Below are 11,058 nucleotides of genomic sequence, written 5' to 3' on the forward strand. Positions count from 1 at the left end.
GGGGCGACCGAAGTGGACTTCTGGAGGGTTGGCCGTGACTGCTGATCTGTCGCAGCTCGTGAAGGCGTACGACGTACGCGGGGTGGTTCCGGACCAGTGGGACGAGCCGCTCGCCGAGCTGTTCGGCGCCGCCTTCGTCCAAGTGACGGGAGCGGACGCCATCGTGATCGGCCACGACATGCGGCCGTCGTCGCCGGGCCTGTCCCGTGCCTTCGCACGCGGCGCCGCGGCACGCGGGGTGGACGTCACCGAGATCGGCCTGTGCTCCACGGACCAGCTCTACTACGCCTCGGGCGCGCTCGGCCTGCCCGGCGCCATGTTCACCGCCTCGCACAACCCGGCCCAGTACAACGGCATCAAGATGTGCCGGGCGGGCGCGGCCCCCGTCGGCCAGGACACCGGCCTCTCCGAGATCCGCCGGCTCGCCGAGACCTGGCTCGACTCCGGTGCCCCCGTCTCGGACGCGACGCCCGGAACGATCACGCGGCGCGACACGTTGGAGGACTACGCGGCGTACCTCCGCTCGCTCGTCGACCTGACCTCGATCCGCCCCCTGAAGGTCGTCGTCGACGCGGGCAACGGCATGGGCGGCCACACCGTGCCGACCGTGTTCTCCGGTCTGCCGCTGGAACTCGTCCCGATGTACTTCGAACTGGACGGCACGTTCCCGAACCACGAGGCCAACCCGCTCGACCCGGCGAACATCGTGGACCTCCAGAAGCGCGTCCGTGAGGAGGGCGCCGACCTCGGCCTCGCCTTCGACGGCGACGCCGACCGCTGCTTCGCCGTCGACGAGCGGGGCGAGCCGGTCTCCCCGTCCGCGATCACCGCGCTGGTCGCCGCCCGCGAACTGGACAAGCACGGCGGCGGCACCGTCATCCACAACCTCATCACCTCCTGGTCGGTCCCGGAGGTCGTCCGCGAACACGGCGGCACGCCGGTGCGCACCCGCGTCGGCCACTCCTTCATCAAGGCCGAGATGGCCACCTCCGGCGCGATCTTCGGCGGCGAGCACTCCGCGCACTACTACTTCCGCGACTTCTGGAACGCCGACACGGGCATGCTGGCCGCCCTCCACGTCCTCGCCGCCCTCGGCGGCCAGGACGGCCCGCTCTCCGGCCTCGTCGCGGAGTACGACCGCTACGTGGGCTCCGGCGAGATCAACTCCACCGTCGACGACCAGGCGGCCCGTCTCGCCGCCGTCAGGGCCGCCTACGAGGGCCGTGAGGGCGTCGTCCTCGACGAACTCGACGGCCTGACGGTCACCCTCGGGGACACGTGGTTCAACGTCCGCCCCTCCAACACCGAGCCCCTCCTGCGCCTCAACGCCGAGGCCCGCGACGAGGCGACGATGGCGCGGGTCCGGGACGAGGTACTGAAGATCATCAGAGGCTGACCCCGGACACGGGGACCAGGCTGCCCGTCCTCCTGGCTGCCCGTCCCACCGCCCGGCGGCCGAGGACCCCGCCCGGTGTTCCGGCACCCCCGGCCGCCGGGCGAGGCCACCGGACCCGCCCGCCGGACTTGCCCACCGGCGGCCGGACGCGCCTGGCCCGGTCCGCGCCGACGGCCGGCCGCCGAGGCCGGGCACCGGCGTGCGCGGCATCCGCGGTACCGGGCACCGCCGGTGACCGGTGGCTCGCCCGGACGGGTGCCGGCCCCGGTGCGGACGCCGGTCGTGGAGGCCCCCGCACCCGCTCCGCGCGTCTCACGAACCGTGGGCGCGCCCCGGCACCGGGCTTCCCGCAGCGGTACCCTGACCAGGCCGCATCCACCGTTTCGGAAGGACACCCCATGCCGCTCGAAGCCGGCCTCCTGGAGATCCTCGCCTGCCCGGCCTGCCACGCCCCGCTCAAGGAGCAGGAGACCGAGCTGATCTGCACGGGAGCGGACTGCGGCCTCGCGTACCCGGTCCGCGACGGCATCCCCGTACTCCTGGTCGACGAGGCCCGGCGCCCCGCGTAACCGACGCGCCCGACTCGCGCACAGCGGTGCCGCACCCGCCGTACGCGAGGCGCCGGCGGCGCCGTCCCGCCCCAGGCGCGGCGACGGCGCGGCAGGCACCACGACGAGCCCCGCCACCGACGACGAGCGACGGCACCGCCGCCCGCACCGACGACGGAGACGCGGCCGTCCCGACCGGCACCCGGCGTACTTCCGGCGGGCACCCGGTCCGACCCAGCGCCGCTCGGCACCTCGCGCGAGCGACTCCCGTGCAAGCGACCCCGGCGGCTCACGCGCAAGCTCCGCCCGGCGATCGGAGGCTCCGACCCCATGCTCGACGAATCGCTCCTCGACGATCCCGACGCGCTCACCCGGGCCGACCGGCGGGCCCTGCTCCGCGGTGCCGCCGAGGCCGGTGCCCGGGTGCGCACCGCGGTCCGGCACGCCGCCGAGGCCGGCATCTCCGAGCTGAAGCCGGACGGCCGTCCGCGCGCCGTCCTGATCGCGGGCCCCGGCATGGCCGCCACCGGCGTCGCCGAACTGCTCGGCACCCTCGCCGGAGCCAGCTGCCCCCTCACCCGGCTCACCCCCACGGGCGTCGCCCCCGCCGGCGGCGCCCTGCGCTGGGACCTGCCCGGCTGGGCGGGCCCCGTCGACCTCCTGCTGATCGCCACCCCCGACGGCAGCGAACCCGGCCTGGAACTGCTCATCGAGCAGGCCTACCGGCGCGGCAGCACCGTCGCCGCCGTCGCCCCCGCGGGCTCCCCCCTCTCCGAGTGGGTGCAAGCCAGCCACGGCCTCTTCGTCCCCATGGCGACCGCCCCGTACGACCAGGAAGAGCCCCTGGGAGCCTCCGCCCCCGGCGTTCTCTGGGCGCTGCTCACCCCGCTGCTCGCCCTCCTCGACCGCACCGGCCTGGTCTCGGCCCCGCCGCAGGCGCTGCAGAAGGTCGCCGACCGCCTCGACCGTGTCGCCGAGCGCTGCGGCCCCGCCATCGCGGCGTACAGCAACCCCGCCAAGACGCTCGCCGCCGAGCTGGCCGAGGCGCTCCCGGTGATCTGGACGGAGGGCACCTCGGCGGGACCGGCCGGCCGCCGCTTCACCGCGGCGCTCGCCGAACTCGCGGGCCGCCCCGCGCTCACCGCCGAACTGCCCGAGGCGCTCGCCTCGCACAGCGTGCTGCTCGCGGGCGCGCTCGCCGCGGGCGCGGACCCCGAGGACTTCTTCCGGGACCGCGTCGAGGAGGCACAGGCGCTGCACGCGCGCGTGGTGCTGCTCCGCGACCGTCCCATCGGCGGGCTCAGCGCCGCACCCGCCGCCCGCGAACTCGCCCTCAGCCACGACACCGCGATCAGCGAGCTCGAACCCGAGGAGGGCGGCGAACTGGAGACCCTCGCCGAGCTGATCGCCATCACGGATTTCGCCGCCGTTTACCTGGCGCTCGCTTCGGGGGCCTGATCTTGGGCGGGACCTCGCGCCCGGCGTGCCGCATCGCCGGATCCCGCGAAGGGCGCCCCTGACCCCACGCCTTTGATCAGCGCCCGCACGCGCGGGCCGATCAGCGCACGTATGGAGAAGAAGACACCGATGGACCGCCTCGACAACACCGTCCGCCCCTACGCCTGGGGTTCGACCACCGCCATCCCCCGACTGCTCGGTGTGGAGCCGACCGGCGAACCACAGGCGGAGATGTGGATGGGCGCCCACCCGGGCGCGCCCTCGCGCACCGGGCGCGGTCCGCTCAACGAGGTCGTCGCCGAGGACCCGGAGCGGGAACTCGGCCGCGCCGCCGTCGCCAGGTTCGGCCCCCGCCTGCCGTTCCTCCTCAAGCTCCTCGCCGCCGGCGCCCCGCTCTCCCTCCAGGTGCACCCCGACCTCGAACAGGCGCGGGAGGGCTACGAGGACGAGGAGCGCCGGGGCGTCCCGATCGACGCCCCGCACCGCAACTACAAGGACGCCAACCACAAGCCCGAACTGATCTGCGCCCTCACCGAGTTCGACGGTCTGTGCGGCTTCCGCGCCCCCGAGGAGACCGCCGGACTCCTCGAGGCCCTGGAGGTCGACTCCCTGAAGCCGTACGTCGACCTGCTGCGCGCCCACCCCGAGGAGGCGGCGCTGCGCGAGGTCCTCACGGCCGTGCTGAGCGCCGACCCCGAGGACATGGCCCGTACGGTCACCGAGACCACCGCCGCCTGCGAACGCCTCGGCGGCGCCTACACCCCGTACGCCGGCCTCGCCCACCACTACCCCGGCGACCCCGGAGTCATCGCCGCGATGCTCCTCAACCACGTCCGGCTCCAGCCCGGCGAGGCCCTCTTCCTCGGCGCCGGCATCCCGCACGCCTACCTGGACGGCCTCGGCGTCGAGATCATGGCCAACAGCGACAACGTCCTGCGCTGCGGCCTGACCCCCAAGCACGTCGACGTCCCCGAACTCCTGCGCGTGGTCCGCTTCGAGGCGGCCGACCCCGGAGTCCTGCGCCCCGAAGCGTCCCCCGACGGCGAAGAGGTCTACGCGACCCCCATCGACGAGTTCCGCCTCTCCCGGTACGTCGTCGCCGAGGGTGCCGATCCGCGCGACCTCACCCGCGAGACCCCGCAGATCCTGCTCTGCACCTCGGGTTCGGTGCGCGCCGACGGCATCGATCTGACCCCCGGCACCTCGGTCTTCGTACCGGCGGGCGAAAAGGCCGAAGTGTCAGGGTCCGGCACGATCTTCCGTGCGACAGTGGTTGCCTGACGGGACGACTGCACCTACCTGAGGCGCGTCGCCTACGGACCGGGCTGCAAGAATGGCCCACCGCAAAAGGCGGGCAAAGCCCGGACCGGGCGGGGTACGAGAGTACGAACGGGTCCGGACGGCGTACGAAGGGACAGCAGGAGCAGATGAGCGCTTCAGGCGGCACCAAAGCGATCGTGGCGGCACTCGGCGCCAACCTCGCGATCGCGGTATCGAAGTTCGTGGCGTTCGCGTTCAGCGGCTCCTCCTCGATGCTCGCCGAGGGCGTTCACTCGGTCGCCGACTCCGGCAACCAGGCGCTGCTCCTGATCGGCGGCAAGAAGGCCCAGCGCGAGGCGACCCCGCAGCACCCCTTCGGCTACGGCCGCGAGCGCTACATCTACGCCTTCCTCGTCTCGATCGTCCTGTTCTCGGTCGGCGGCATGTTCGCCGTCTACGAGGGCTACGAGAAGATCAAGCACCCGCACGAGATCGAGCACTGGTACTGGCCGGTCGGCGTCCTGGTGTTCGCGATCATCGCCGAGGGCTTCTCCTTCCGTACGGCCATCAAGGAGTCCAACGAGCTGCGCGGCTCGCACTCCTGGTCCCAGTTCATCCGCCGCGCCAAGGCCCCCGAACTGCCGGTCGTCCTCCTGGAGGACTTCGGCGCGCTCATCGGTCTGGTCCTCGCGCTCGGCGGAGTCGGCCTCGCCCTGCTCACGGGCGACGGCGTCTGGGACGGCATCGGCACGGTCTGCATCGGTGTCCTGCTCATCCTGATCGCCCTGGTGCTCGCCGCGGAGACCAAGTCGCTCCTGCTCGGCGAGTCGGCCGGCCCGGAGGAGACCGCGAAGATCGAGGCGGCGATGGTCGACGGCGACACCGTCACCGGCATCATCCACATGCGCACGCTCCACCTCGGCCCCGAGGAACTGCTGATCGCCGCGAAGATCGCCGTCCAGCACGACGACACGGCCGCCGAGGTCGCCAGGGCGATCGACGCCGCCGAGGCCCGCATCCGCGCCGCCGTCCCGATCGCCCGGGTGATCTACCTGGAGCCGGACATCTACAGCGAGGCCGCGGCCGCCAAGGGCCCGGACCCCGCCGCGACCCCCGGCGGACCGACGCCGTCGCCGGCCGACCACTGACCCACCCGCTTCCGCACCGCCGTTCCGCACCCGCCGGGCCCGTCCGAGACACGGACGGGCCCGGCGGCGTTCCCCTGTCCGGCACCCCGCTCCGACGCCCGACATCCGCGCCGAGTCCATCCGATCAAGCCCGTGAAGGCCGCTTTGTCCGGACGTGGACTGGGGAGGGACAGGCCCACCGGTGTAGCTTGGTGACCGAGCCAGACGTCGCTGCTGATGGCGGTCGGGCGGTCCCACCGCGGACCGGCCGAGGGAGAGAGGGCCTCCGACGGACTGCGCTGCGCGCACCGGGCACACCTGTGCCCTGCCGAAGCATGTCCGTGCCCCGTCGGGCACTGGTACGTGCCGCCGCCGCGCAGAACAGCCCTACCCACCTCGCCCCGATTCCGAGGAGCAGCTCGTATGACGACTGTCGACAACCGACAGGACTTCAAGGTCGCCGACCTCTCCCTGGCCGCCTTCGGCCGCAAGGAGATCACCCTCGCCGAGCACGAGATGCCCGGCCTGATGTCGATCCGCAAGGAGTACGCCGCCGCGCAGCCCCTGGCCGGCGCCCGCGTCACCGGTTCCCTGCACATGACGGTGCAGACCGCCGTCCTGATCGAGACCCTGGTCGCCCTGGGCGCCGAGGTCCGCTGGGCGTCCTGCAACATCTTCTCCACCCAGGACCACGCCGCCGCCGCCATCGCGGTCGGCCCCGACGGCACTCCGGACAACCCGCAGGGCGTCCCGGTCTTCGCCTGGAAGGGCGAAACCCTGGAGGAGTACTGGTGGTGCACGGAGCAGGCGCTGACCTGGCCGAACACCCCCACCGGCGGCCCGAACATGATCCTGGACGACGGCGGTGACGCCACCCTGCTGGTCCACAACGGCGTCCGGTACGAGAAGGACGGCAAGGTCCCCTCCATCGACACCGCCGAGAACGACGAGCACCGCGTCGTCCTCGAACTCCTCAACCGCACGATCACCGACGGCTCGCAGAAGTGGACCCGGCTCGCCTCGGAGATCCGCGGCGTGACCGAGGAGACCACCACCGGCGTGCACCGCCTGTACGAGATGTACCGCGACGGCACCCTGCTGTTCCCGGCGATCAACGTCAACGACGCGGTCACGAAGTCGAAGTTCGACAACAAGTACGGCTGCCGGCACTCGCTGATCGACGGCATCAACCGTGCCACCGACACCCTGATCGGCGGCAAGACCGCCGTCGTCTGCGGCTACGGCGACGTGGGCAAGGGCTGCGCCGAGTCGCTGCGCGGCCAGGGCGCCCGCGTGATCATCACCGAGATCGACCCGATCTGCGCGCTGCAGGCGGCGATGGACGGCTACCAGGTCACGACCCTGGACGAGGTCGTCGACAAGGCCGACATCTTCGTCACCACGACGGGCAACAAGGACATCATCATGGCCGCGGACATGGCCAAGATGAAGCACCAGGCGATCGTCGGGAACATCGGTCACTTCGACAACGAGATCGACATGGCCGGCCTCGCGAAGATCGACGGCATCGTCAAGGACGAGGTCAAGCCGCAGGTCCACACCTGGACGTTCCCCGACGGCAAGGTCATCATCGTGCTGTCCGAGGGCCGCCTGCTCAACCTGGGCAACGCCACCGGCCACCCCTCGTTCGTGATGTCCAACAGCTTCGCGGACCAGACCCTGGCCCAGATCGAGCTGTTCACCAAGCCCGAGGAGTACCCGACCGACGTCTACGTGCTGCCCAAGCACCTCGACGAGAAGGTCGCCCGTCTCCACCTCGATGCGCTCGGCGTCAAGCTCACGACGCTCCGCCCCGAGCAGGCCTCGTACATCGGTGTCGAGGTCGACGGCCCGTACAAGTCGGACCACTACCGCTACTGAGCACGCCCGCCGAGCAGCGGTACCACCGCTCGGCGTCCGGATGTCAGCAGGCCCTCGCCGTCCCGGCGGGGGCCTGTCCCCGATGAGGACCTGAACGCCCATGCCCCGCGGCCGCTATTCGCTCCATGACCCGCACGATCACACCCCTCTCGCCGACGAACACTTCCACTGCGCGCCCGGCCCTTCCGGCTGGCGCTATGTCTCCCAGCTCACGACCCCCTCCAGCACCGCGTTCGAAGACCCCACCGAACCCGGAACACCGACGGTCACCGGCTCCGTCGATCTCGCCCTCGACGACCTCGGCCGCCCCATCCGGCTCGAACTGCACGCGGGAGGCTGGCAGGTGCGAGGCGCCGCCCTGGACGGTGTGACCTGGGTCCGCACCGACCCCGCCGGGACCGAGGCCACCGAAGGCAACGTGCCCGCCCACGCCTTCACCGGTACCTCTCCCGCCTTCCTCGTCGCCACCGCCCGTCTCCTTCGCCTCACCCCTTCCGCCACCGCCCCGGCGACCCGCGTCCGCCTCGTCGCCTTCACCGGTCCGGCCCTCGCCCCGCGCACCCTCGACCAGTCCTGGGCCTTGATCGCAAGCGAAACACACGCCACTGACAACGGCCCGCTGACCGTGGACGAATACCAGGTCACAGCACTGGACACCGGGGAACAGCACGCCGTGCACATCGCGGGGGACGTGGTGCTCGCGGCCCCCGGCATCGAACTGGAACACCTCGAATCACCGCCGTCGGTGTTCACCTGACAGCAGTGCCGGTCCGTTCGGGGCCGCCACCGAGCCGGCGGTCAGGGCGACTACGCGGGCGGCGCGAAGCCGGTCGACGGCCGCTCGTCCTTGCCGGGCTGCCGGTCCGGGCCGACCGGGGCGGCTTGGGGGGCCGAACCTGCCGGCTGCGGGGACGCGGCCTGCTGCGAGGCGACCGGATATCCGGCGGGGACCGGCGGGGCGGAGTGGACACCGGACCCCGGAGGGTAGGAGCGGTCGGCGGGAGCGCCGGGCTGGAGAGGGCGGCCGGTGGCAGCGGTGGGCTGGAAGGGGTGGCCGACAGGCCCACCCGGCTGGGGGAACGGATGACCGCCGGGCGCGGGCGACGCGAAGCCGCCCGCCGTGGCACCGAACGCCCGACGGGCCTCCCGGGTCTGGCGCTCGTGCACGACGGCCGCCAGATACGCGCCCGCCGGAACACCCTGCGGCGCCGGAGCCCCGGTCCGAGCGGCGAGATCCACGGCGAGCCGTTCCGCCATCACCCCGCCTATCTGCGGATCCAGCTGCTGCATCCGCGTCAGGTACTGACGGATGGCCAGCCACAGTCCGTCCGGCACCGCGGACAGGTCGAGCTCCGCGAACCGCCCCGCCAGCCAGGGCGGCGGCGCGGGAACGTACGGCATACGTCCCACCGGAATGCGTTCCCGCACGACGAGAGTCCCCGCGAACACGTCCCCGAGCCGTCGCCCGCGCTCCGACACCAGCGAGGCGACGCACGCGACGATCCCGAACGTCATCAGGATCTCGACCACGCCCACCGCGCCGCGCACCAGAGCGTGCCGGAACCGGATGGGCCCGCCGTCGTCCCGCACCACTCGCAGCCCGCACGCCAGCTTCCCGAGCGAGCGGCCGTGACTCAGCGTCTCCACGGCGATCGGACCGCCGACCAGCACCAGCAGGAAGCTCGCGATCGAGACGGCGATCTGCGCCGCGTCGTCCAGCGTGGCAGTCGCGGCGACCAGGCCGATGGTCACGACGATGTAGACCGTCAACGCCACGGCCAGGTCGAGCACCACGGCGAGCGCCCGGCTCGGCAGTTTCGCGGGCCGCAGCTCCAATGCCACTGCCTCGCCCGTCACCAGCTCACTCACGCGCGCCGCCCTTCCCCTGACCTGCCCCGACAACCGCCAGTCTGCCAAGCTGAGGGCGCATCGCGCCCCAGTAGGACAAGCTGACATCCACGATGAGCCCCCGAGCGCAGCCGAGGAGCAGGCAAACCGATGGACCTCGACGTCTTCGTCTCCGCCCACCGAACCGAGTGGGACAGACTCGACGCTCTGCTGCGCCGCCAGCGCCGCCTCACCGGGGCCGAGGCCGATGAACTCGTCACCCTGTACCAGCGAACCGCCACCCATCTCTCGCTGATCCAGTCCAGCGCGCCGGATCCCCAGCTGACCGGGCGCCTCAGCCAGCTCGTGGCACGCGCGCGCAGTGCCGTGACAGGCACCCGCCGGGCCTCCTGGCGCGATGTCACCCGCTTCCTGACGCACGGTTTTCCCGCAGCCGTCTACCGCTCCCGCCACTGGTGGGTGCCCACGGCGCTCCTGTCCACGGCGATAGCCGCCCTCCTCGGGTGGTGGATCGGAACCCATCCCGAGGTCCAGGCCGCCATCGCCGCCCCCGGCGAGCTGCGGTCCCTCACCCGCCCCGGTGGCGAGTACGAGACCTACTACTCCAGTCATCCCGCCGCCGCCTTCGCCGCCCAGGTGTGGACGAACAATGCCGAGGCCGCCGCCATGTGCCTGGTACTGGGCGTCTTCCTGGGCCTGCCGGTCCTCTGGATCCTCTTCGAGAACATGCTCAACCTGGGTGTCGGCATCGGCCTGATGTCATCGGCCGGCCGTCTCGACCCCTTCCTCGGGCTCGTCCTCCCGCACGGTCTGCTGGAACTGACAGCCGTCTTCGTCGCCGCGGGCACGGGACTGAAACTGGGCTGGACCGTGATCGACCCGGGCCCGCGAACCCGGCATACGGCCCTCGCGGAAGAAGGCCGCGCCGCGCTGGGCATGGCGATCGGTCTGGCGCTGGTCCTCTTCGTCTCGGGTGCCATCGAAGGCTTCGTCACGCCGTCGGGCCTCCCGACCTGGGCCCGCATCGGCATCGGAATCGCTGCTGAGCTGGCCTTTCTCACGTACGTCTATGTCCTCGGAGGCCGCGCGGCCCGCTCCGGCGAGACCGGTGACGTCTCGGCGTCCGAGCGCAGCGCCACTCTGCCGACGGCCGCTTGATGTGCGCCGCCCCTCTTGACCTGCTAGCCTTCTCGTCACCCCGGAAAACTCGTTGACACGAGTCGAGCGGGGAGGTAGATTCGAACAGTTGCCTAGAACTGGACACGTCCGGCGGCAGCAGTTAGAGTCTGCTCGCTTCTCAAGTGAATCGACATGTCGATTCGGAAGAAGCCACTCCCGATGATTCAGAAATGGCCGCCGGTCAATCCGGCCCCCAGATTCTGATAAAGTCGGAGCCGCTGAAAAGGAAAACGCGAGAGCGGATTACCTTGAAAGCGCCGAGGAAATCAGGCCCGAAAGGATCTGATAGAGTCGGACTCGCCGGAAAGGGAAACGCGGAAGCGGGAACCTGGAAAGCACCGAGGAAATCGGATACGGAAAC

At 71.7% G+C, this 11,058-nt stretch carries 10 protein-coding genes; 8 read left to right on the plus strand and 2 right to left on the minus strand.

Going from position 1 to position 11,058, the window contains the following annotated elements; genetic code table 11:
- Window positions 1–34: 34 nt before the first annotated feature.
- From ACH4S8_RS39135 to ACH4S8_RS39165, 7 genes are all read left to right on the plus strand, one after another.
- On the plus strand, window positions 35–1,396 hold the full coding sequence (locus ACH4S8_RS39135; protein WP_398402996.1) for a phosphomannomutase/phosphoglucomutase: 1,362 nt from the start codon (window positions 35–37) through the stop codon (window positions 1,394–1,396).
- 398 nt (window positions 1,397–1,794) lie between these two features.
- Window positions 1,795–1,965 (plus strand): Trm112 family protein, encoded by a 171-nt coding sequence (locus ACH4S8_RS39140; RefSeq protein WP_078943765.1) that lies wholly within the window; start codon window positions 1,795–1,797, stop codon window positions 1,963–1,965.
- Window positions 1,966–2,274: 309 nt separating this feature from the next.
- Window positions 2,275–3,402, plus strand: coding sequence for an SIS domain-containing protein (locus tag ACH4S8_RS39145; protein ID WP_398402999.1), 1,128 nt, complete (start codon window positions 2,275–2,277; stop codon window positions 3,400–3,402).
- 129 nt (window positions 3,403–3,531) lie between these two features.
- Complete coding sequence (manA, locus tag ACH4S8_RS39150; RefSeq protein ID WP_398403001.1) at window positions 3,532–4,683, plus strand: mannose-6-phosphate isomerase, class I; 1,152 nt, start codon at window positions 3,532–3,534, stop codon at window positions 4,681–4,683.
- Between the two features lie 146 nt (window positions 4,684–4,829).
- A complete protein-coding gene (locus ACH4S8_RS39155; RefSeq protein ID WP_398403003.1) occupies window positions 4,830–5,810 on the plus strand; it encodes a cation diffusion facilitator family transporter in 981 nt (326 codons plus the stop codon).
- Between the two features lie 402 nt (window positions 5,811–6,212).
- The gene (gene ahcY, locus ACH4S8_RS39160; RefSeq protein WP_398403005.1) at window positions 6,213–7,670 is read left to right on the plus strand and encodes an adenosylhomocysteinase; all 1,458 of its coding nucleotides are present in this window, start codon (window positions 6,213–6,215) and stop codon (window positions 7,668–7,670) included.
- Between the two features lie 100 nt (window positions 7,671–7,770).
- Window positions 7,771–8,427 (plus strand): hypothetical protein, encoded by a 657-nt coding sequence (locus ACH4S8_RS39165; RefSeq protein WP_398403007.1) that lies wholly within the window; start codon window positions 7,771–7,773, stop codon window positions 8,425–8,427.
- 50 nt (window positions 8,428–8,477) lie between these two features.
- Here the strand turns inward: ACH4S8_RS39165 and ACH4S8_RS39170 are convergent, their stop codons facing one another.
- Window positions 8,478–9,539 carry an RDD family protein gene (locus tag ACH4S8_RS39170; protein ID WP_398403009.1) on the minus strand — a complete coding sequence of 354 codons (1,062 nt, stop codon included), beginning with the start codon at window positions 9,537–9,539 and terminating at the stop codon, window positions 8,478–8,480.
- 129 nt (window positions 9,540–9,668) lie between these two features.
- Here ACH4S8_RS39170 and ACH4S8_RS39175 point away from each other — a divergent pair, with 129 nt between their 5' ends.
- The gene (locus tag ACH4S8_RS39175) at window positions 9,669–10,676 is read left to right on the plus strand and encodes a stage II sporulation protein M (protein ID WP_398403011.1); all 1,008 of its coding nucleotides are present in this window, start codon (window positions 9,669–9,671) and stop codon (window positions 10,674–10,676) included.
- A gap of 202 nt (window positions 10,677–10,878) precedes the next feature.
- Here the strand turns inward: ACH4S8_RS39175 and ACH4S8_RS39180 are convergent.
- Window positions 10,879–11,058 (minus strand): hypothetical protein (locus tag ACH4S8_RS39180; RefSeq protein ID WP_398403013.1); only part of this gene is annotated, 180 nt, incomplete at its 5' end.

This window comes from Streptomyces sp. NPDC021080 (genome assembly GCF_044333225.1).
Taxonomy (GTDB): Bacteria; Actinomycetota; Actinomycetes; order Streptomycetales; family Streptomycetaceae; genus Streptomyces.